General features: G+C 64.5%; 18 protein-coding genes and 1 pseudogene. 7 read left to right on the plus strand and 12 right to left on the minus strand.

Annotated elements, in window-relative coordinates:
* Nucleotides 1–1308 (minus strand): ABC transporter substrate-binding protein, encoded by a 1308-nt coding sequence (locus tag ACQP2U_RS07110; RefSeq protein WP_433713943.1) that lies wholly within the window; start codon nucleotides 1306–1308, stop codon nucleotides 1–3.
* 289 nt (nucleotides 1309–1597) lie between these two features.
* On the opposite strand from ACQP2U_RS07110, the gene ACQP2U_RS07115 reads away from it, so the two are divergent.
* Nucleotides 1598–1819: a hypothetical protein gene (locus ACQP2U_RS07115; protein WP_397035028.1), complete on the plus strand. Its 222-nt coding sequence runs from the start codon at nucleotides 1598–1600 to the stop codon at nucleotides 1817–1819.
* Nucleotides 1819–3105, plus strand: coding sequence for a hypothetical protein (locus tag ACQP2U_RS07120; RefSeq protein WP_433713944.1), 1287 nt, complete (start codon nucleotides 1819–1821; stop codon nucleotides 3103–3105). Before ACQP2U_RS07115 ends, ACQP2U_RS07120 begins: the two co-directional genes overlap by 1 nt.
* A gap of 4 nt (nucleotides 3106–3109) precedes the next feature.
* Here the strand turns inward: ACQP2U_RS07120 and ACQP2U_RS07125 are convergent, their stop codons facing one another.
* The 3 genes and pseudogenes from ACQP2U_RS07125 to ACQP2U_RS07135 all read right to left on the minus strand — a co-directional run.
* Nucleotides 3110–3472 carry a cupin domain-containing protein gene (locus ACQP2U_RS07125; protein WP_433713945.1) on the minus strand — a complete coding sequence of 121 codons (363 nt, stop codon included), beginning with the start codon at nucleotides 3470–3472 and terminating at the stop codon, nucleotides 3110–3112.
* Between the two features lie 405 nt (nucleotides 3473–3877).
* On the minus strand, nucleotides 3878–4378 hold the full coding sequence (locus tag ACQP2U_RS07130; RefSeq protein ID WP_433713946.1) for a lipase family protein: 501 nt from the start codon (nucleotides 4376–4378) through the stop codon (nucleotides 3878–3880).
* Nucleotides 4379–4481: 103 nt separating this feature from the next.
* Nucleotides 4482–5261 (minus strand): annotated as a pseudogene (locus tag ACQP2U_RS07135) (lipase family protein); the annotation flags it as partial.
* Between the two features lie 235 nt (nucleotides 5262–5496).
* Here ACQP2U_RS07135 and ACQP2U_RS07140 point away from each other — a divergent pair.
* Entirely contained in the window at nucleotides 5497–7053 is a 1557-nt protein-coding gene (locus tag ACQP2U_RS07140; RefSeq protein WP_433713947.1) for an amino acid permease, read from the plus strand.
* Nucleotides 7054–7560: 507 nt separating this feature from the next.
* Nucleotides 7561–10002, plus strand: a complete 2442-nt coding sequence (locus ACQP2U_RS07145) for a hypothetical protein (protein ID WP_433713948.1) — start codon at nucleotides 7561–7563, stop codon at nucleotides 10000–10002.
* Between the two features lie 159 nt (nucleotides 10003–10161).
* Here the strand turns inward: ACQP2U_RS07145 and ACQP2U_RS07150 are convergent, their stop codons facing one another.
* The 3 genes from ACQP2U_RS07150 to ACQP2U_RS07160 are packed head-to-tail and all read right to left on the minus strand — an operon-like array spanning nucleotide 10162 to nucleotide 13831.
* The gene (locus tag ACQP2U_RS07150) at nucleotides 10162–12486 is read right to left on the minus strand and encodes an FtsX-like permease family protein (protein WP_433713949.1); all 2325 of its coding nucleotides are present in this window, start codon (nucleotides 12484–12486) and stop codon (nucleotides 10162–10164) included.
* A 6-nt stretch (nucleotides 12487–12492) separates the two neighbouring features.
* Nucleotides 12493–13242, minus strand: a complete 750-nt coding sequence (locus tag ACQP2U_RS07155; protein WP_433713950.1) for an ABC transporter ATP-binding protein — start codon at nucleotides 13240–13242, stop codon at nucleotides 12493–12495.
* On the minus strand, nucleotides 13205–13831 hold the full coding sequence (locus ACQP2U_RS07160) for a TetR/AcrR family transcriptional regulator (RefSeq protein WP_433713951.1): 627 nt from the start codon (nucleotides 13829–13831) through the stop codon (nucleotides 13205–13207). Before ACQP2U_RS07160 ends, ACQP2U_RS07155 begins: the two co-directional genes overlap by 38 nt.
* Nucleotides 13832–13973: 142 nt before the next feature.
* Here ACQP2U_RS07160 and ACQP2U_RS07165 point away from each other — a divergent pair, with 142 nt between their 5' ends.
* Complete coding sequence (locus ACQP2U_RS07165) at nucleotides 13974–14471, plus strand: MarR family winged helix-turn-helix transcriptional regulator (protein ID WP_433713952.1); 498 nt, start codon at nucleotides 13974–13976, stop codon at nucleotides 14469–14471.
* A 3-nt stretch (nucleotides 14472–14474) separates the two neighbouring features.
* Here ACQP2U_RS07165 and ACQP2U_RS07170 read toward each other — a convergent pair whose 3' ends face one another.
* Nucleotides 14475–16649: a hypothetical protein gene (locus ACQP2U_RS07170; RefSeq protein WP_433716388.1), complete on the minus strand. Its 2175-nt coding sequence runs from the start codon at nucleotides 16647–16649 to the stop codon at nucleotides 14475–14477.
* Between the two features lie 395 nt (nucleotides 16650–17044).
* On the opposite strand from ACQP2U_RS07170, the gene ACQP2U_RS07175 reads away from it, so the two are divergent.
* Nucleotides 17045–17374 (plus strand): cupin domain-containing protein, encoded by a 330-nt coding sequence (locus ACQP2U_RS07175; protein ID WP_397035022.1) that lies wholly within the window; start codon nucleotides 17045–17047, stop codon nucleotides 17372–17374.
* An 18-nt stretch (nucleotides 17375–17392) separates the two neighbouring features.
* Here ACQP2U_RS07175 and ACQP2U_RS07180 read toward each other — a convergent pair whose 3' ends face one another.
* From ACQP2U_RS07180 to ACQP2U_RS07195, 4 genes are read right to left on the minus strand one after another with little or no spacing between them, the layout of a single operon-like run.
* Nucleotides 17393–17722 (minus strand): ScnB, encoded by a 330-nt coding sequence (locus tag ACQP2U_RS07180; RefSeq protein WP_433713953.1) that lies wholly within the window; start codon nucleotides 17720–17722, stop codon nucleotides 17393–17395.
* Nucleotides 17719–18426, minus strand: coding sequence for a thiocyanate hydrolase subunit gamma (gene scnC / locus ACQP2U_RS07185; RefSeq protein WP_433713954.1), 708 nt, complete (start codon nucleotides 18424–18426; stop codon nucleotides 17719–17721). Before scnC ends, ACQP2U_RS07180 begins: the two co-directional genes overlap by 4 nt.
* On the minus strand, nucleotides 18423–18722 hold the full coding sequence (locus tag ACQP2U_RS07190; RefSeq protein WP_040699664.1) for an SH3-like domain-containing protein: 300 nt from the start codon (nucleotides 18720–18722) through the stop codon (nucleotides 18423–18425). Before ACQP2U_RS07190 ends, scnC begins: the two co-directional genes overlap by 4 nt.
* Complete coding sequence (locus tag ACQP2U_RS07195) at nucleotides 18719–19144, minus strand: hypothetical protein (protein WP_433713955.1); 426 nt, start codon at nucleotides 19142–19144, stop codon at nucleotides 18719–18721. The genes ACQP2U_RS07190 and ACQP2U_RS07195 overlap by 4 nt, the downstream gene beginning before the upstream one ends.
* 613 nt (nucleotides 19145–19757) lie before the next feature.
* Between ACQP2U_RS07195 and ACQP2U_RS07200 the strand changes: the two genes are divergently transcribed.
* Nucleotides 19758–21977, plus strand: coding sequence for an MMPL family transporter (locus tag ACQP2U_RS07200; protein ID WP_433713956.1), 2220 nt, complete (start codon nucleotides 19758–19760; stop codon nucleotides 21975–21977).
* Nucleotides 21978–22064: the final 87 nt, after the last annotated feature.

Here is a 22064-nt window from a genome sequence, read left to right on the forward strand (position 1 = left end):
CTACCCCACCCCGCAGACGTCGGTGACGGGATCGGGTGCCCAGCACGGCACCTTCAGCTCGTCGAGAATCCCCTGCAACACCCGGGCCTGCTGGTCGAGGGTGGACCGAATATCGGCGCCGTCCAACACAATCGAGCGGAAGCTGTCCTTGAACACCTTGCTCACTTCGCCCTCGCGCTGACCGAGACCGACCGGCGGCAGCGACAGGATCGCGCCCGGTGCCTGCTGCTGCCGGTGCACGGCATCGGCCTCGAGCCCGACCGCCGGGGGCAGATCGTCCGGGATGGCGGTGTCGACCGAAGGGAAAAAGCCATTGGAGCGCAGCAGTTCGATCTGGGTTTCCGGCTTGGTCAGCGCGCTGATGGTGCGCTGCGCGAGTTCCGGATCGGTGCTGCCCTTGGGAATCGCGAGCCCGGCGACAACGGCCATATAGCCAAGGCCGTGTTTGCCACGCGGTGCGGGCAGCATGCGCCAGTGCTGTGGGTCATGCTCGGGCGCGTGCACCAGGCGCACGACATGATCCCAAGCCATGCGCACTTCGCCGCTGGCCAGCGGTTCCTGCATGAAGTCGTAATTCGTACTCGACTGTGCACAGTTGGCCCACAGTTCACGGAAGTATTGCCAGGCCGTCACGGCCTCGGCCGAGCGGAAGGTGGTGATCTGACCGCCTGTGAACGAGGGCAGCAGATACCCCTGGGTGAACCGATGCAACAGTCCTTTCGGCCCGGCGGGCAGGCCGAGCATCGGTCGGTTGCCATTGGCGCGGCGTGCGGCGATCGCCCAGTCGAGGAACTGGTCGTAGGTCAGTGCCGTGGCGTTCGCGCCCGATGGCAGGTGTTGTAGCGCGTCGGCGTGCGCGGCGAGGACGTAACTGGCTGTGGCCCAGGGGATATACCACGTACGGTCGGTACTGGCCCGTGCTAGCTGTAGGTAGGCGGCGGGCCAGCCGCGGTTGCCGAGGTCGACGAGCAGACCGGTGAGATCCTCGAGGTAGCCGTCGGCAAGCGGCGCGATATCGCCGTGCAACCCGCCGAGCAGACCGACCTGCGTCGAGCCCGCCCCGACCTGGCTGCGCACCTGACTCGCGAACGGACTTTCCTCGATGGTCACATAGCTGACGCCCGGCGCCGTCTTGCCGAGCAGGTTACGGAACCGCTCGGCCTCGTCGGCTGGGCGGAATTGCGTGGAGAGAAAGAGCATGCCGCCACTTCCCGTGGTGGCGAAGCCAGTACACGCGGCGGTGAGCGCGAGGGTGCCGATACCCGTCGCGCCGAGAAACGACCGGCGCGTCAGGCCGGACGTGGGCATGTGTGGCTCTCGAGGCAGGAATGGACCTTGGCGAGCCGACACCGATCCATCATGCCCAGATACAAACAGATGCGCGCACACAGCCGAACGCGCAACTTCCCGTGACTGAGAACAAAACCCGAGTTGTCTTGCGGCACAAATAAAAAGGAAGCCATCCCTCTCAAAAAAGTTATGAAGATCTTTGGATAACGAATTCTTTACGCACTGCCCCGCCCGGTCGCCGAGACCCCTATGCTCGGGGCTTTCACGAGTGATCGACATTGCGATAGAAGAAGAAACGGGTAGCCCTATGACCGCCAGGACCGACCTAGAACACGAACTACGCGGGCCGCTGGCGGCAACCGGCATGATCACCGAACAGGAGGCTGCCGAACTGCTCGAGATGTTCCGCGCGGCCAAGCAACTCGAGACGGCGGCGCTCATCGAGGCCGTCGACGAGATGGTCGGCGCGCTGCCCCGGCCGTTCCGGGCGGTGACGAAGAAGATCATGTTCGGGAGCCGGCTCGGCTGATGAGTGATCTGGTAACCGGGGCCCAGATCGTCCTGCTGTCACGGACTTTGCATGCGCCAGTGGAGCGACTCGCGCATCTGGAGCGGTTGGGCAGTGAGAACCTGCATGAACTCCAGGAACGGCTGGCGGGCCTGATCTTCGACCAGCACAACGAGACGTTCGAGCGGATCAGCAAACTGGTGCCGATCATTCCGCTGCGCATCTCGATGCCGCTGGTGCAGCGCCTCGTACCGCCGATGATGACGGGTCGGGCGGCGGGCGCGGTCGGTGTCGATCATCCGAAGAAGGCGGCCGAGACGGTTGCCATGCTCGCGCCCGCGTATGTGGCCGACTGCGCCCCGTATATGGATCCGCGCACCGTCGGGCAGCTCGCCGAGGTCGCGCCACCGGAACCCATCGTGCGGATTCTCAACGAAATGTTGGCCCGCAGGGACTACATCACCGCAGGGCCGTTCCTCGACGCCTTCGCTACACCGACCCTGTGCGCGGCCTTCGAACAGGGCGTACTCGATGACGAGGGCCTGATCTTCTCCGCCGCTTATGCCTATTCCGTCACAGGTGTGAGCGCGATCTTTCGTCAACTGCTGGCTGGGCCGCGGCAGCGGATTCCGCGGATGGTGCACACCGTGCTCATCGGGTCGACGGGATTGCAGTTGGCCGCGCTGTCGACGTTCGCGCGCTGTGAGGCCGATCTGTCCGCGTCGATTGGTGATGTTCTGCTCAGCGTCGGGTCCACCGAAATGATCGGCAATCTGGTCGCGACCTATCTCCGGGCAGGTGCGGCACCGGAGCTGTTGACCTTCATCGGACGGCTGAGTAAGTGGGCCATGGGCGCCCTGGCCGCGAATCCGATCATCGCGAACGACGCGGCGCTGGCCGGGCTCGTCGGCAGCCTGGAGGGCCGCATCGAATCCGACCTGTGGCGCGGACTCTTCAGCCTGATGGCATACGCCGACGCCGGGATCCAGCGCCGGATGATAGCGCTGCTCGCGCAGATGAACGATGCGATGGTGTCGGCATTGCCCGGTATCGCCACCGACGCGCACGACTGGCCGCTGCTGCTGGACCTGATCGCCGCCGCCGACCCGCCGGTGCGGGGCCGCTTCGAAGCGATGTGGTCCAACCTGCCGCCGGAGCGCCGCATCGATCTGGAGCACCGCATCAGGGAACTCGGCCTCAACATCCGCCTGGCGCCGGTGACCACCACGACGCTCTCGGTGGACGAGGTGTTCTACCGCCGCCGCCAGATGCGCCGCCGCTACGACGCCGCGCCGAGTTGGGACTGAACACTCACCGCTTGGCGTAGTCGGCGACACCCTGCCAGTCGAGCATGACGCACGGTTCATCGCCCACGACCCAGGCGTCGTGTCCTGGTGCGACGATCATGAAGTCGCCGGGGCCGTATTCCATTTGTTCGCCGTCGTTCATGGCGACCATCAGTCGCCCCGAGAGGCAGTAGCCCATATGGGCCGCTTCGCAACTGTCGGTCTGGGCGATCGGCTTGACGTGCTGCGACCACCGCCAACCGGGTTCGAAAACCGCCCGACCGACCGGGCCGCCGTCGAGATTGACCAGGTCGAGTTTGCCCTTGCCATCCTCGAACAAGCGGGTCTCTTCGGGCTTGTCGAAACTCTTTTGCACCAGTCCGGACATGATTGTTCTCCTCGGTATCGTTGCCCCGACCCAAAAATATGATGCCAATCACATCTTAGCCGCCGCGCTAGCTGCGAGGTAGCTCGCGCTGAGGCGCTCTGGCAGCCCGTCGGGGCTGGTCGGATCAGGGATCGACGAAATCCGCTGTCTATCCGACCGATCCGGTCGGGGGTATTCCGGCGTTCGATTCGAGCGCATCGCCCCTTACGCGACCTTTCGAAAACGCCTGGAAGGTAAGAAAAATGACCGAGTTCGTGACATTCGAGGAGGGCCGCATCGCTGCGATGTCGTCGGCCACTCCCTGTCCGGTGGCGCGGCGACCATTGCCGCGGCCGAGGCGCCCGAATTGGTCAGTGCCATCGTCGAGATCAACCCGTTCACCAAGCGGTTCGGACACAGCCGGTTTCAGCTTCCGGGAAAGCCGGGTGGCAGCGGCTGGTAATCCGCCTCGAGCTTCGGGCCCGGCGGCAGGCCGCGCAGCACCGCGCTGGTCCACGCCGCTGCTGGCGGCCAGCCGGTGACGGCATTGACGATGTGCTCTGGGACGGGAACGGTGTAGAAGCGCAGATCCGCGCCACGCTCCCAATAGCTTTGGACGGTCGGCAGCACGACCGACGGTGGAATCAGTTCATCCCACATGCCGTGCCACCACAGGATCGGTGTATCCGGGAGGTATTTGCCCAAGCTGTTGTCCTGCAGGACCCGAAGGATCTCGAGGGACGATTCCAGCGACTTGCCGGGCTGGTAGTAGGCGCTGATGGGTCGGTAGACACCGGTGAGCGCAATGGTCGCGTAGCAACGACTTTGGATATCCTTGATGATCTGCTGTCCCTCGGTGGTCAGCAGATCGGCGGGGTCGAAGACGTCCGGATACTCCCGGGCCAGGCTGGCGAAGCCGAGCCACATGGTGAAGGTACTCGTGCCGGTGAGCCCGGGCTCGGGTCGCGTACCGAGCCTGCGCCACTAGGTCGCCGGGTGTGCCGCCGATGCTGGTGCCGAGCAGCCGCACATCGGGTGCGTAGCTCGCCCGCAGCTCGGCCGCGCGAATGGAACCCGAACCGCCGCCGGAATATCCGTACAGCGCGATACCGGAGTCGGTGAGTCCGAGGGCTGGATCGTTCTTCAGCGCACGCAGGCTGTCGAGGCCCATCTTGCCCTCGGCATAGGTGTTGAAGGTATTGAACTTTCCGTCGAAGTCCGGCACGTTGATCGCGAAACCCTGTGCCAGCCAATAGATCACCAGTGCCGACTCCTTCATGGTGCCGGTCTGCATGGTGTGTGAGGGATTGCAGGCGGAATCGGTGGAGTCGATCGCCTCCTGGAAGGACAGCACCGGCCGAGGGCTGCCCTGCCACGGAATACCTGGTACCACAACGGTTGTCGCGGTGACGATCGGATTGTCGTGTGCATCGTTCGAGCGGAACAGCAACTGCTCGGTGTACACCGGGAAGGGGAGGCCGAGCACTCGCGTCTGCACTTCGCGGCTGCGCACGATCTGGCCCGGCTGATACGACGCGAGATCCGCGGGATCGTCGTACCACGGGTCCTGATCCGGCGACGATATCGGCAACAGATCATAGATCTGCGGCTCGGTCGGCAACTGCGGCAGCTGATTTTGTTCCGGCGGGAAATTCGGCGGGAATGCCGGCTCGGCGGCCGCCACCCCGACACCGCTCATCGCCAGGCCCGCCGCCACCGTCAGACCCGCCGCTACCGCGAGCACCGCGAGCCGCCGTCGAGATCGCTTCACCACATCCTCCGAATCTCCATTGATCCGCCAGCCGATCATGGGTTCGGCTTGCTGGAATCAGCTCACCGCAATTGGCGGCGCGGGGCTATTAGCATGATGCAGAGGCTCGAGCTCGGTCTTTGTGCAGCTGCACGAACCCGGTCGGCCGGGAGTCTCAGGGATGATCGGGGCCGCCAGGGTACCCGTTGAAGCTTCAAATGAAACGCATTGAATGTGCCGCTAAATAACGGTACATTCTTCCGCGACATGACTTCCCGCACTGGAAGGCCGAGTCGTGATCGCAGTTCGGGGACCAGTTGAGTTATCGGCGCTCGCAGATGCGCTACATGCCGAGGATGTCGGTTATCGCAGATCGCTTCGCGCGCGCCAAGTGCAGATGATCGCGATCGGCGGGGTGATCGGCACCGGGCTATTTCTCGGTGCCGGCGGGCGACTCGCCAGTGCCGGACCGGGATTATTCCTGGTATATGCCGTATGTGGGGTATTCGTCTTCTTCATCCTGCGCGCGCTCGGCGAACTGGTGCTGCATCGGCCCTCCGCCGGATCGTTCGTCTCCTATGCGCGCGAGTTCTATGGCGAGAAGCTGGCTTTCGCGGTCGGGTGGACCTACTTCTTCCACTGGTGCATGACCGGGATCGTCGATATCACCGCCATCGCCACCTATGTGCGCTATTGGGGCGCGTTCGAGGTCGTCCCGCAGTGGGTGATCGCGCTCATCGCGCTGATCGCGGTGGTGAGTACCAATCTGATCTCGGTGCGCTGGTTCGGTGAACTGGAGTTCTGGGTCGCGCTGGTCAAAGTCGTTGCCCTGGTCGGCTTTCTGATCGTCGGCACTATTTTCCTGGCTGGCCGCTTCACAATTCAGGGCGCACAGACCGGTGTCGAGGTGATCAGCCAGCACGGTGGCTTGTTCCCGAGCGGTGTGCTGCCACTGGTCACGGTCACTACCGGTGTCGTATTCGCCTATGCCGCAGTTGAACTGGTTGGCATCGCGGCCGGTGAGGCGGAACATCCGGAGACGATCATGCCGCGGTCGATCAACTCGGTCATCGTCCGCATCGGACTGTTCTACGTCGGCTCACTGATACTTCTCGGATTGCTCTTGCCCTATATGGTCTTTCGGGCCGGCGAAAGTCCATTCGTTACATTCTTCGCGAAAATCGGCGTGCCAGCGGCCGGTTCGATCATGAATCTGATCGTGCTCACCGCTGCCTTCTCCAGTCTCAACGCGGGGTTGTACTCGACCGGCAGGATTCTGCGTTCGATGTCGATGAACGGCAGCGCTCCCGGTGTAGCGTCGCGCATGTCGCAGTCGGGCGTACCCTACGTCGGCATCCTCGCGACCGGCGCGATCGCTCTGGTCGGGGTCGGACTGGATGCGGTGGTGCCGGACAAGGCCTTCGAGATCGTGCTGAACGTATCGGCCCTCGGCACCATTGTGTCGTGGACCGCGGTCGTGCTCTGTCATCTGCGACTCTGGCGCGAGTGGCGGCGCGGTTTGGCTTGGCGTCCGGCCTCGCGCCTACCCGGCGCGCCCTACACCGATGTGGCGACTCTGTTTTTCCTGGCCACCATCGTAATCCTGATGATCTCCAGCGGCGATATCGTCCAGCGCATCGCCGTGCTCGCCATGCTCGTGATCATGGCCCCGGCGCTGATCGGGGGCTGGTTCCTGGCTCGCCGAAGAGTATTGCGAATTGCCCTTATCCGCCAACACCACACCGGCCAATTTCCGGTGGTTGCCGAGCGTCCGCCCCTCGGCCCGTCCGCCGAACCCGAAGTGATCATCGAGGACCCGAAGTCCCGGTTCGCCAACCCGGATCCACTCTAGGGTCTGTATACATCGGGAGATCCGATGATTTTCGCGACCATACGTACTCGCGGTCGCAGCGATGGGTGGGCAACCGCTGCGATTCCTCGATACGGCCACCGGTCCGTGCGGTGACAGACCGGATAGATTTGGTCGCCATTTCTGGAAATGGCTGGGCTACAGCCTATTTCGTGGTGTCGGTGTGCTCGATCGAGCAGGACCATAGGCACCCCTATCGCGGCAGCTGCCGATGACGAGGTAGCGGCCAGCGCGAATCTTCCGCGACCGCGCGGGGCGAACAAACGGTGAACAGCCGCAGTCGCGGTGAAGACGAAAAGCCAACGGGCTCACGCAGTTTCGCTGTGCGCTGTTCACTGATCCGAGGGGGGTCGTTCACGGTGCGTAGTTAGCGTCGAGTGGTCGTTTCCGGAGACTGTTGAGCAGCTCCGAGGGTTTGTCCGCTTCGATGCTCGTCTGGCCATGCCGTGCCTGCGATTCGGGTGCGCGGAAACGAATCAGGTTGTAGTAGTGAACAACTGGAGATCCGACTACTGGGATCCGGATCGATGGCGGTTGCCCGCGGTACTGCTGCGGTGTCGTAGGTGGATCCGTGCGACGCGGCGGCGCCGCTGGACGGTCGGTGTCCTGCTCACTGTTTTCGTTCTGGTCGTCTTCCCCGGTCTGCTCGGTGCCACGGCCTCGGCAACGGCCGAAAGCGGCACCCGCACCGCGGGGTCGTCGGTGGGCAGTGCGCTCGGCTGGACTCACGTCGCGGATTCCTCGGGCGTCGAGGCCGCCAGCTATGTGTTCGCCACCGACCACGGCGGCGTGCTGAGTCCGGGAAATACCGCTATATCCCTGGTGATCGGCTTGGAGTTCGCGGGCTGGAAAATCATTGTGATCACCGCGATCTGGCTGATCGGCTACGCCTCGAGTTTCGAGTGGCTGAACCTCTTCTCGAAAGCACTGCTCGGTGTGGCGCACAGCCTGACCGGACAGATCGCGACGCCGATCATGCTGGTGACCGCCGCGACGATCGGCGCATTCTTCGTCGCGTGGTTCGTCGTGCGCGGCCTCTACTCCAAAGCCACCCTGCAAGTGGTGACCATGCTCATGGTCGGATTGCTGGGACCGATATTCCTCGCCGAGCCGTTGGCCGATGTGCTGTCGTCGGACGGATTGCTCGCGAAAGGCCGCGATCTCGGCATTTCGGTCGCGGCCGGGTTGAACGGCGATAACAATGTCGATCCGCACCACATGGTGGCGACCATGCAGGGCACGCTGACCGACAACTTCGCCCGTCGTCCCCTGCAAGTCTGGAACTTCGGGCATGTAGTCGACGAACAGGCCTCGTGCCGGGCCGCATGGTCGGCAGGTGTCGCAGCGCGCAGCGAAGAACGGGTGAAAACGGGGATCAGCGCCTGCGGGGACAGCTCGGCGAAGGAATCGATGGAGAACCCGAATTTCGAGCAGATCGGCACCGGCCTATTGCTGCTGCTGGCCGGGGCGATCCTGCTCGCCTTCGGGGCTGTGCTGGCGATCAAGGTGATCCGCGCGGCGCTCGACACGATCTACCACGGCTTGATGTCGATATTCGGTTTCGCCGCAGGTGGATTCGTGTACGGACCTACCCAGACGTTCCTGATCCGCAATGTCGTCGACAGCTTCGTCGCCGCGGCGCGCATGACCGTCTACACCATCTTTCTCGGCATTTATGTGCTGATCCTCGGGGACCTGTTCAAGCTCGCCGGTGATCAGGTCATGGTGGTGTTCATCATCGGCGCGATCTTCGAAATCGTGGCGATCCTTCAGCTCAAACGCCTCAGTAAGAGTCTGGACCACGGCAACGAATGGATCGCGAATCGGTTCGCACTGGCCGTGCAGGGCAGCGGGGGCGGCGCACGCGGTTCGGGCGGCGGCGCGACCGCACTGGGTATGGGAGCGGCCGGAGCGGCGCATTCCATGCGTATGGGCATGCTGCCTGCGCTCGCCGCCTTCAGTACGGTCAGTAATTCGCCTGCGACCGAATGGCTGTGGGGTCGCACCCGTTCACCGTTGCGGCCGTTTTCCCGCATGGAGCGTCAGGCGCAAATAGGCCAATGGGGATTCTGGGGTGCACCAGGCGTGGGTGGCCCCGAGGGCTCCTATGCCCAGGCCTACGTGCACCGGCCCGTATTCGCGCGGGCTGCCAGGGAGGCCGCGCTCGCCGCGCCTAATGGCGGCATCAATACCGTTCGCGGTGCGGCCGCGGCGTTGCAGGGGCTGGTGGATATCGGCGGGAAGATCACCGATGCACCGGCGGCCTTGCTCGCCGCCGGATTCACCGACCAGGACATCATGTTCAACGCCATTCGCTCGTGGTCGATCGTCGATGACAACTCCAAGGGCTGGACGCTCGGCAATAACCATCTGGGGCGCGTGGTGGCGGCAGTCCAACGTGTCCAGGACTCGTCGCTTCGACTCATCGACGGTGGCAGTTCTCCCGGCGAAGTCGCCGCGGATCTCGCCACTTTGCAGGCCGCCGCATTCCGGTATCGGCGTTCGGCGCCCGCAGGCGTCACCCTCACCACGGACGAGGAGCAATTCGTCAACGCATACCTGGGCACACCCACCGAGGATGTGGCCCGGGCTCTGCAAACAGTCGCCGGTGGCGGCACCGCCACGTCGGGACCATTGGCCGGTGGTCCATTCGCAAGTGACGCCCTCGCCGCAAGGCGGATGTTGGGCGAGATCGGAAGCAGGCAGGCGGAGCTGGTCTTGACCAGCGTCAACGACGTATTGCGTAATCCGGCGGATCAACAGATGCTCCGCGTGGCTCGCGGCCACATCTCCGATACGGTTCTCACCGACCAGGCGTTGAGCGGGGCCAAACGAACAGCGACGAACACACCGACGCCGCCTAGGCAAGGCAATTCGCCGCGGCCCGGCTGGGCCCCGCCGATGGCCGGGGTCGGCGCTCGGCTGAATTGAGAGCACCGACGCTTGGTATCCGAGATCGCGTCTGCTCGCACGCACCTTCGCTGGCTTCCTGTTGAAGCAAGCGCCGGGCACGGCGTTATGCCTGGTCGGATCCTGAATCCTGAGTCGTCGCTGGCTCGGCGGCCGGTAGTCCTTCGCTCGCCCACAGTGCTACTGTGCCCGCTCACGGACCACGCGGGCGACGTCTATGCGTTGTATCAGCCGACCCGCGGGCAGCTGCGACAGTGCCGCGGCGGTGACTACCGCCGCGACAGCCAGCAGGGGCGGCAGCGCGCCGATGACGAGATCGATATCGAACATATCGCTGGTGAACGAGCGCAGGAACGCCCAGGCAGTGGCGATGCCCGCCGTCAGCCCGAGCGGCACCGCGAGCAGTGTGGCGGTGAGATTTTCGATAGCGAGCGCCGCGGTGAGTCGGCGCACCGAGACGCCTGCGGCGCGCAGTGTGGCCAGTTCGGTGATCCGTTCGGCGAGGTTTACCGTCATGGTCACGTAGATCACGGTGAATGCGAGCGTGGCGCCGAGGATGAGCATCACGGCGATGAATATCCAGAGCAGTCCGAGGAACTTGTCGACCTGGTTTTCCAGCGCGTGGGTGTCGGTATAGGCGATCACGCCTGGTAAATCGGTTATGTTGGTGCGCAAGGCATTTCGATCGCCTCCCGGGTCGAACCGGAGCAGGTATCCGGTCGTGCCGAGCCCGCCCAGTGCGTGGGCGGTGGCGTTGGTCGCGTAGAGGGATGTGCCGAGTGGTTCGTCGACGAATCCGGCGAGGCGCTGCTGTTGTGCGGTGCCGAAAGGCGTTGTCACGGTGAGGATATCGCCGAGACGGACGCCCAGCTTCTCGGCCAGCGGTGCACCCGCCAGTACACCGTCCTCGGGCAACTGCTGGCTGCCGCCGTCCGGATTGCGGAACCCGTGCATAGTGGTGTTCGGGGGCAGGCCGGTGAGCCTCGTCGAGTACGAGTTGCCGTTCGCGGCGACCGTGACGGGTGTCATCGTGCCCGGCTCCACCACGGCCACGCCAGAGACCGCGCGCAGCCGTGCCAGCAGATCCGCGGTTCCCGGCGCGACGAGCACCGTCGCGTCTTCCTGTTGGACCTGCCCGAATTGGACCTTCAGCATGGCACGCATGCTGGTGAGCATCCCGACGGAGGCGAGGATCAGTATCAGGGCGAGAACGGTTCCGGTCATGGTCGCGAAGGTGCGTCGTCGGCCTCGGGTCAACGAACGCAACGCCATTCGCACGACGACGGGTAGCCGGTCCCAACGTGCGAACCATCGGGCCGGTGCCGGACCGTCACCATCACCGCGCATCGCCGCTGCCGGTGCGATGCGGGCCGCGGCGATCGCGGGGACCAGGGCAGCGATGACGCCGGTGAGTAGCCCGAGCGCGAAACCGATGACGGCCGTGGCGACCCGGTGTTCGACAACGGTATCGGGGATGCCGATCTGCCGGGTGTAGGCCGCGGTCACCGCGGAGGTGACCACGAATCCACTGAGCACGCCGAGCAGCGCGCCGACTCCGGTGACGGCGACACCGTAGCCGACATAGTGACCGACCACCGTTCGCCGGCGGGCACCCATCGCCAGCAGTGTCCCGATGATCGGGCGCTCGGCTTGCACCAGGCGGGTGATCAGCACATATTCCGCGATGGCAGCGGCTATGAGAAATAGTGCCGGAAAGCCGATGGCGATTTCGGAGAATCCGTTCAGGTCTTGGTGCAGTGCGGCATTGGACGGCTGCTCGCGCCGCGGTTCGACGGCGGCCGCACCGGCCGACCGCAGCACCTCGATGATTCGATCGCGCTCCGATGGGGTTGCGGTGGGCGACATTTCGAGCAGGGTCTGATTCGGACCGGGCTGTCCGGACAGCCGCAACGCCGCCGCCTGCGGTGCGAAGACGACCGCGAACGCATGCGGATCACCGATGATGTCCTGGCGGCTGCGCGCGGGCCAGAGATATTCCGCGGATCGGGCCACGCCGCTGACGCTCACCTGCCGCCAGTCGGTTCCGTCGAAGATTCGCAGTCGACTGCCGACGGTCAGGTCGAAGGTCCGGGCGGCATGGTGTTCGACGACTACCTGATCGGGGTGCGCGGGATCGGGCAGACTGCCTGCGGTCAGCTCGATTTCGTCGATACCAGCGGTGTCGCCGGTGATCCGGCCGACCAGCTCGGTCCCGCCGATCGACATCGGCACATCGGCCTGGGTGCGCGTCACGATTCGTGCCACACCATCGGCGTCTCGGACCGCGGCGGCAATCGCCGCCGGATCACCACCACGGGCCGTGAAGTCGGCCAGATGCAACCGCTCGTAGGTTTGCCTATAGGAGGTTTCGAGATTGCGGAACGAGTCGTAGCTCGCGACGAACAGCAATACTCCGAGTAATACGGTGACGGCGATAGCGGCCACCTGCGCCGCACGTCGCCGCAGGTCGCGTCCTATCTTGCGGACGAGCACCCGGTTCGACATCGGCCCTCACCACCGAATGGTCGCCGCGTCGGCGGGCTCGGCATTGATTTCGCTTGCGATGATCCGGCCGTCGCGCATTCGTACGACTCGGTCGGCGATCGCGGCGGCCACCTCGTTGTGTGTGACCATGACGACGCCGCGCCCGGCCCGGCTGGTCTGTTGCAGCAATTCGAGGACGCCGCGGCCGGTGGCGACATCCAATGCGCCGGTCGGTTCGTCGGCCAGCAGGAGGTCCGGGTCGGTCGCCAGGGCCCGCGCGATCGAGACCCGCTGCTGCTGACCGCCGGACAGTTGGGCCGGGAAGTGCTCGGCTCGGTCGGACAAACCGACCGCCGCCAGTAGTTTCGGCACCTCATTGCGGTCGCCGCGACCGGTCAATTCCATGATGACCTCGACGTTCTCACGTGCGGTGAGGCTGGAGATCAGATTGAAGAACTGGAATACGAATCCGACATGCGCCCGCCGGAAGCCACCGAGTGCGGCCGGATGGGTTCGCGAAATATCTTGACCGGCAACGACTATCGACCCGCCGTCGGCGCTCTCGATGCCGCCGATGACGTTCAGCAGGGTGGTCTTGCCGGACCCGCTGGCACCGAGCACCGCTACCAACTCGCCCGATTCGATATCGAGGTCGATATCGGTGAGGGCATGCACCGCCGCTTCGCCCGCGCCGTAGGTCTTGTGCACTCCGCGCAGGGTGACGCCGCCGCGAGGCCGCTCAGCCCTCGTTGCGCTCGTTTTCGTGTGGATGGTCACCGGAGTTCCCTTCGCTCGCAATGGGTTCGGTCAGCCCGGCCGCGCGCAGCAATGGGCCGGTCACATCGATCGATCCCAGCGCGGGGTCGATCAGTCGGTGCAGGATCAGGCCATCGATCAGGGCCAGCACCACAGCTGCCGTTGCCTCCGGGTCGGTCACGATCTGCTGATCGCGGAACCATTCGGTCAGCGCGGCCCTGGCCTCGGCAACGAACCGGCCGAGTTCGCGGCGCAGGTGCTCGTGCCTGGTAGCGGCGAGCATCATCTCGCTCATGGCAACCGTGGCCGGATCCGTCGAGGTGTAGGAACTGATCGCGGTGAGGATCTGGCGCATCGCGGCCGGTCCGGATGCCGCGAGCACCCCTGTCATGACGTTGTCGTATTCGGTGCGCGCGGTCTGCAATGAAGCCTCGATCAACAGATCATTCACCGACGTGAAGTGGTAGTGCACCAGGCCCGGGCGCAGCCCGGCGCGCTCGGCCACCATCCGGGTGGTCACCGCACCCCAGCCGTGTTCGGCGATCAGTTCGGTGGCAGCCACCATCAATCGGGCTCGGGTTTCCCGGCCCTGTTCAGCCGCTGTTACCACCGCAAACCACCTTCGTCGAGTTGATTGGACAATCGCCTTGGGCGTATGACCAATCTACTGTCCATGCTGGCACTATGCAATAGTTGCCATATGCAAGATTGAGCTAGCGGGTAAGGTCCTAAGGTCGCACCGACGGAGGAGGATGATGGCGACCTCAGCCCGCTCGACACCACCATCGGACTCGGTCGACGCGGTCACCGACGCATTGCTGACCGCGTCCCGCCTACTCATGGCCATCTCGGCCCGCTCGATCGCGCAGGTCGACGACACGATCACGCTGCCGCAGTTCCGCACGCTGGTGATCCTCGCGACCCAGGGCCCGAGCAATCTGGCCACCTTGGCACAGCAATTGGATGTGCAGCCATCGACCGCGACTCGGATGGTCGAGCGGCTCGTATCCGCGGAATTGCTCACCCGCCAACCCAATCCGCAGTCCCGTCGCGAGCAGATCGTCGATCTCACCGAGCACGGGCGCCGCGTCGTCGCCGAGGTGACCGCGCGCCGCCGCGCCGAAATCGCCCGCGTTGTGCAGACCATGCCCGCTGCCCATCGGCAGGGGTTGGTGCGAGCGCTGACCGCGTTCACCACGGCGGGGGAGGAGTGCGGTGCCGCTAAGGGGCTGCAGGCCTATCCACTGTAGGGCCTAACGTGCGGCGACCAGTTCTGCTTCGTGCTCAGGCTCATCAGGCACCGACACCTCGGACGCGATATCCGAGAGTCGACGCCGGGGCCGGAGATATGCCCACTGCAATGCCGCCAGCCCGGTAAGCCCGGCAAGTGCGGTCGCAATGCTGATCTTCCAGCCGGGTGGCCGCCAGCTGAGGATCAATTCCGCGTTCTCGGTATTCGGTGGGATGTCGACGGCGATGAAAGTGCCAGCTACCGTCGTGAACGGAATATCGTCGCCGTTGAGGGTGACTCGATAACCGGGCCAGCCGAGCCGCGCGAAAACGACGCGTCCACCGCTGGCGGACGTGACCCGGATCCGGCTGGTAACGCTGTCACGCGATACCGAACTCGCTTGCACGCCTTCGGTATCGGCGATCAGACCGTTGCGGGTCGAAAGCGGGCCATCGACGCGTTCGAGTACCCAGATGTAGCGTTCGTGCCCCGGATAATCGACCCACTTCCAGCCCGGCGGGGCCGGATGGTCGCGGGCATCGGGGAATTGGGCCCGCTGCAGCACGACTCGATCCACCTTCATCAGATCGACAATCGTTTTGCCAGTGGACGGTTCGGTCGCGAAGGCGCGCCGGTATGCGTCCGGGCAGGTGCTGCCGTCCCAACCCATGCACAGCAGCGCGCTGAAGGCCGCGTATCCGATCGGGGTGTATGCGTTGACGTAGTCCACGGGCAGATTCTTGGCGTAGTTGCCGAAGGCGAGGGACCCGTATGCGCCTGCCAGGCTCTTATCGGTCGGCCCCAGAATTCCGCGATCCGCGAGTTGCAATGTGACCCCGGGGAAATCGGGGAAGGCCGCCCGCATATCCGAGCGTCGTTCCGGGAAGTTATACGACATGGGCGTCGGCGGTGCGCCGCGCACCTGGGAGTAGGCGATCGGGAACATCGCCACAATGGTCAGCAGGCAGGCCACCGCGACCCCACGGGTGCGGATCACCCACAGCACCACAGCCCCGAGCGCGGTTACCGCGCCGACCGCGACCAGATGCCAGACCAGCAGTGCGGGCGCCGCCGAGAACGACCGCAGGAACAGCAATCCGATCAGCACTCCCGCGGCCGCGCCACGGCGACGCCATTGCTCGAAAGTCCCATGGTGACTGAGCAATACGCACACCAGAACCAATAGGGCGAGCGCGAGCATCGGCAACACTCGCGCGGGCCAGCGTAGCGGGCCGATGCGACCCGGCCCGGCGGTCCACATCAGCATCCCCGCCGCGAAAATCGCGATCGAACCGAGGTTCCGCGCCGATCTCGATGCCGCTCGCCAATCGATGAATGCCAGTGCGGGAATCAGGAACCACGCGATGTACACCATGGGCAGTGGCTGTATATAGCCCCACCATCCGGTGAATGCGGGCACGGTGCTCGGCAGGCTGGCATTCAGCGATTCCGACCACGGCACCGTCAGGAACGGGTCGTTGAGCACCCGCTCATTTCCACGCCAAGTCACCGCCGAGGACAGCACACCGGGCAGATAGGTCGCCAGGCCCACAAGCCCCGCACAACCCGCCGCGAGCAGCAGTCGGATCGAGGGTCGCCATCCGCGGTGGTAGAAGAACTCGCCGACGGCAACCGCACCGATCATCAATGCCGATTCGACCGCGGGAAAGACATATTGGACCGAGATCGCCAGATACAGGAATACGAATACCGGGATCGGGCCGCCCCGGCCACGCGAATAGCGCACCGCCGCGGCCCACGCGTGCACCATCCAGGCGGTGCCGGTCAGCGAGGTCGCCCAGCTGGCCTCATCGAAGAACAGGAACCACCCGCTCAGTGTGAACGCGACGCCCGCGACCGCCGCCCACGGCGCATTCGTGCCATACGCCAGACAGATCCGGAACACCCCCAGTGCGGCAATGATCGAGAAGATCAGCTTCACCACTGTGACGAACAGCGCGAGGTTATCGACCGATGGCGCGATCAGGTCGACCAGCAACTGTGGCGGGTTATAGATTCCGGCTTCTTCCAGCGCATAGTTGCCCGACATCCACTCCCACGGCACCAGCGCGGGAAACCGCCCCTCCCGCAGATGTCGACCGAGCATGACCCACATCGGACCGTACTGGGATTCGGTGTCATCGGTATAGAAGTGCCGCCCATTCGCCAGCAGTACCGCGGCATAGCCGACGACCACGCTCACGCCGGTGATCGTCCCCCATCGATATACATCCCTCGGTGATCCAACCGCCGCACTCGATGCCACGAGTTCGAGACACTACCTGACCGGGGCAGTATGCAACAGTTGCTATCTGCATCAGTCGCGGCTCGCGGCCGCCGCCCGAGCGGCCGCACCCGCACGAGATCGCCGCTGACGCCAGGTGTACACAGCGCTCATTCAGGCCGATGTGCCGTCCTTGTAGCGCACGCGCCGACAACGCGGCCTTGGTCGGCCAGCGGCAGGGTATTCGTCGCGGATGCGTGCGTGGTGGTTATCGACCGTGTCGGTGGAAATGTAGAGCCGTTGGCACACTTGGGGGTTCCGGCTCCGCTCAGCGGAATAGTGCGGCCGAAACCAGCGGTTGTCAGAGTATGGAGATCACTGAGTTCCCGGGGTACGAGTGGACGACCGTCGCGGATTCACCTGTGCGAGAGCTGTTTCCTGGCATTCGCTCGCGGGCGCTGTGGAGCGGGGCGAACGGCGCGAAAGCGTATGTCCTGGAAATGGATCCGGGCACCGCATGGGAGGGCATCGATCTGCACGAGCCAGGGCCGGAGGAGGTTTTCGTATTATCCGGCACGTTCAACGACGGATTCCGTGACTATCCGGCCGGATCCTTCATCCACGCTCCGGCCGGATCGTCACATATCCCGCAGTCGACAACCGGCTGCACATTGTTCGTCTTCTACCCCGAGGGCTGACAGCGACGCTGTCGGTTCCTACTCCCTGTTGAAGCGCGCGCGAACGGCGTCCATGCGCGCGCGCAACTCCTCCGGGACGATCAATCCACGATCCATCAGGGTGTGGGCTGTCACGACGACCGATCGGGTATGCACCGGAAAGTCGTGGTAGATCGTCTCGCCGAGTGCATCCTCGGCATGGCGGCGCGCTAGGTTGTCCAATGCGCCACGCCACGACAGGCATTCGCATGTCGCCTGCATGCTCGACTCCCAGGGGTCGGGCTTGCGATCGAGTTCGGGGAGCGCGTTCTCTCGTCGCGACTCGGGATCGAGGGTGCGCAGGAGAACGTTGTAGGGACCGCTTGTCACTGCCCACTCCTTCCCGAGGCGGCCTCGGTCTGATCCGGCGGGGCCTGCGCGGTCCAATCGACCTGCGGCACGGCCACGCCGATCATCGTGTCCCGGGTAACGATGGCCGCCAGCTGCTCCTGCGTCCAGCCCTCGGTGCCCGCCGGGCGCATCGGCATCACCATGAACCGAGACTTCTGATTCGAATCGTGCACCCGGACCTCGACCTCGGGCGGAATGTGCAGGCCGAATTCGGCGAGCACCTCGCGGGGCCAACGCACCATGCGCCGACGGTAATTGGGGGTGCGGTACCAGTCCGGCGACATGCCGAGAACCGGCCGCGGATAGCACGAACACAGCGTGCACACGATCACGTTGTGGACCTGGGGCGTGTTCTCCAACACGTAGAAGTAGGTGTAGTCGCTCGGCGTGCCGGATCCGGTCGGGTCACGCCAGTCGATGCCCACTTCCTTGCACGTCTCGGTGCCGTCGGCGAGCAGGCGCGCCTTGAAATCGGGATCCGTCCACGCCTTCGCGACCAGTTTCGATCCGCCGTGCGGACCAACCGATTCGGCCCATTCGGAGAACCGCCGATGGTCTTCTCGAGAAAAGAGGCCCTTTTCGATGGCGAGCTCGCGGACGGCCGTCTCCAGAATCTCGAACTCGCTGATCTGCGAGCTCGTCTGGATCGGCGCGTGCGCCCCGTGATCGTGGGTCTGACTCACTTGGCATCCTCCTCTGCGGGCTCGAGCCAGCGCTCGGAAACCTCGGTCTCCAAGGTGTCGACATCGAAGCCGGTGTATTTGGGCCAAAGATCTGTCTGGCGGAACCGCACGACGTAGAACGGTTCGAAGCGACCGTCCTCCCGTCCCCACGCCTCGTCTTCCGGAATCACCCATTCGGGCCGGTATTCGACGACGACACCCGTTCGACCGCGGGTGTAGGCCTGCGTGCGAGTGTGGAACATCGACGTCGCGTCTCGCACCCGGACGCGATCGCCGATCTCGTACTTCCTGGTCATTGCCGCGCCTCCAACCGTGCGCGTACCTCGTCCAATTTCGCGGACAGTTCGTCCGGGGTGATCAAACCCTTGTTGATCAGCACCTTCGCCGCGACGGTCGCCCAGCGCGCGTAATAGGGCAGACCGAAATACAGCGTCGCGCCGAGATCATTCTCGGCTCGCCTGCGTTCCTCGGAATTCCAGACCCCACGCCAGCCGAGGCATTCGCAGGTGACGTAGGTATTCATCTCCCAGGGTTCTTCGACTTTTTCCCGGTACTCGACCGGCACATCCGGCTGTCCGCCCACGTCGTGCAGGACGTGTCGGAGCGCGGCGAATAATTCGTTCGAGATCTCGTACGGCGAGTCCAGCGGTTTGCGGAACACGGGAGCGAGATCTGCTACGCGAGTTCGAACTTCGTCGAATCGATTCGGTGAACTCATGAGGTCTCCGTAGTGACGGATCCGATGTTCCCCCGGCGGGGTGATCGCATACGGCGCGCACCCGGCTGCGGGGCTGCGAGCCCCTATTCGAATTGCGTTGATCCGACTGCCAAGGCTACACGTCAAGATCGTTCGATTGAAGCTGCCGCCGCCTGCTGTGTCACCGGAAAGGCCACCATGACCTGCTCGAACGTGTGTTCCCGGCACCGCACGAACAGCGCGACTCCGGCGGTACGTCGGACAGCACCTGTTCGACGTGGTCACCGCACCCTCGGTAGGTCGGCTTACCGCACTTCGAGCAGACGGCGCGTTGGCACATGAGAACTCCTTCGAATTGATGGGCGAGTACGACGACGCTAATGCCCGACGACGAGCCAGCTGACGGGTTTCGCGCAGCGTGTCCCGTAGTGACCCGTCCGCCGAGGCCGCACGGGTCACCTCCGATATCGGCGCCCCGTGATGGAACTCGACGGCGCGGCACTCCGATGTCTATTGAGGTTGCTGACCATTGCAACGTTTATGAGGAAATCGTCAGTTAGCGTGATATCGTATCGGAGTTGCGCGCGATCGCCCCTGCGGATGTGTCAAATGGTGGCTCGGTGAGAGGACCCGTATGTCCCGGTATCTATTCGCCCTCGGTCAGGCCGTAGTGCGTCGCCGCTGGTGGGTGCTGGTGCTATGGATTGTGCTGCTGGTCGGCGCGATCGTTTTCGCGGCTGGTAGCGGTGGCAAGACCAACGACAACTTTACTGTTCCGGGCACCGAATCGCAGGATGCCGTGTCGTTGCTGCAGCAGCGAATGCCCGCGTTCAGTGGTGCGCAGATGCAGGTTGTTTTCCAAACCCCAGGCCTGGCCAAGGTGACCGACCAGCAGGTCAGCGCTCAGATCGAGCAGGTAATGACGGGGTTGAAGGGACTGCCGCAGGTCGCGGCGGTCGTCGACCCGTTCCAGGCGCAGGCGGTCTCGCCGAATCAGCGGGTGGCACTGGGCAGTGTGCAGTTCTCGGTGTCGGCGGGGGAGGTCGGCGAGGACACCCTCGACGCGGTGAATCGCATCGCCGACTCGGCTCGTGATACCGGTGTGACGGTGGAATTCTCCGGTGCGGTGTATCCGGGTTTCACGGCCGAGATCCCGCATACGCCAGAGATTCTCGGCATCGTCGCGGCATTCATCGTGCTGCTGATCACCTTCGGCGCGGTGGTCGCGGCCGGACTGCCCATCATTACGGCCTTGGTGGGTGTGGGTATCGGGCTCACCGGGATCCTGGGCGTGGCCGCCTTCGTCGACGTGGCCTCGGCAGCGACGTCGCTGGCACTGATGCTCGGCCTGTCCTGTGGCATCGACTACGCGCTGTTCATCCTGTCGCGGCATCGCCACCAGATCGTGCTGGGAATGGCTGCGGCCGAGTCCATTCCGCTCGCGGTCGGAACCGCGGGCAGTTCGGTGGTATTCGCCGCGGTCACCGTGATCATCGCATTGTGCGGGCTTGCGGTCGCGGGCATTCCGTTCCTCACCGTCATGGGGCTGACGGCCGCGGGTGCGGTGCTGGTCGCCATGCTGGTCGCGCTGACGCTGCTGCCCGCACTACTCGGCTTCGCCGGTGACATGGTCGCCAAGTTCATCTCGCCGCCGCTGCATCCGGGCAAGCCGGAGCGGGTCGCGCGCATCGCCGCCTATGAGCCCGAACGCACATTCGGGCACGCCTGGGGTCGATTCGTTACCCGATTCCGGATCCCGATGCTGGTTCTAGGTATCGCGATTCTGGTCGTCCTTGCCCTCCCGGCCACGCGCATGGACCTCGGATTACCCAGTGGTGAAACGCAATCGGAGTCGAGCACCGCACGGAAGGCATACGGCATCGTCAGCGATTCGTTCGGCCCCGGTTTCAACGGGCCGCTGCTGGTAGTGACCGACCTGTCGGCTGCCACCAGCCCCGACGCCGGACAAACGCTGATGGGTCGACTGCGGCAAGAGCCCGGCGTCGCCGCCGTGCAGCCCGCGGGCTCCGATAACGGGTTGCTGCTGATCCAGGTATTCCCGAAGACCGGTCCCAACGACTCCGCGACGAGCGATCTGGTGAACCGGCTGCGCGACGATCGTGACCGCATCGAAAGCGGCACCGGCGCAACCTATCTGGTCGGCGGTACCACAGCCGCGAATATCGACACCTCGCACCAGTTGGCCACGGCGCTGCCCATCTTCCTCGCGGTCGTCGTCGGGCTGGCACTGATATTGCTCACAATCGCGTTCCGCACCATTCTCGTCCCGCTGTCCTCGATCGTCGGGTTCATCCTGTCGGTCTTCGCCGCCCTCGGAGCGCAGGTCGCAGTATTCCAATGGGGCTGGGGTGCAAGCCTTTTCGATGTCACCAAGGCGCAGACGCTGAGCTTCCTGCCGATCATCACCCTGGCCATCATCTTCGGCCTGTCCAGCGACTATCAGATCTTCGTCGTTTCCCGGATCAAGGAGGAACACACGCGTACCGGCGAAGCGATCAATTCGGTGCGCGACGGCGTCGCCCATTCCGCGCGCGTCGTCACCGCGGCGGCGCTGATCATGTTCGCGGTGTTCGTCGCCTTCACCACCACCGACAACCCGATCGTCAAACCCCTGGCGTTCACCTTGGCGATCGGTGTGCTGCTCGATGCCTTCATCGTCCGGCTGACCCTGGTACCCGCCGTCATGGCCATTATCGGAAACCGCATGTGGTACCACCCGCGCTGGTTCGCACGCTACGTCCCCGACCTCGATATCGAGGGTGCCGAACTCGAACGCCGCTTCGGCCGCCACGCCGAAGCCCAAGTGCCGCAGGACATTACCGAATTGTCATGATGACCGCTCGACGCTGCGACGATCTCCGATCACTGGTGCCGACCGCGCCACGGTATCGGACGATCTCCGGCGGGCGGCCAGTCCTCG

The organism is Nocardia sp. CA-084685, assembly GCF_050955785.1.
Taxonomy (GTDB): domain Bacteria; phylum Actinomycetota; class Actinomycetes; order Mycobacteriales; family Mycobacteriaceae; genus Nocardia.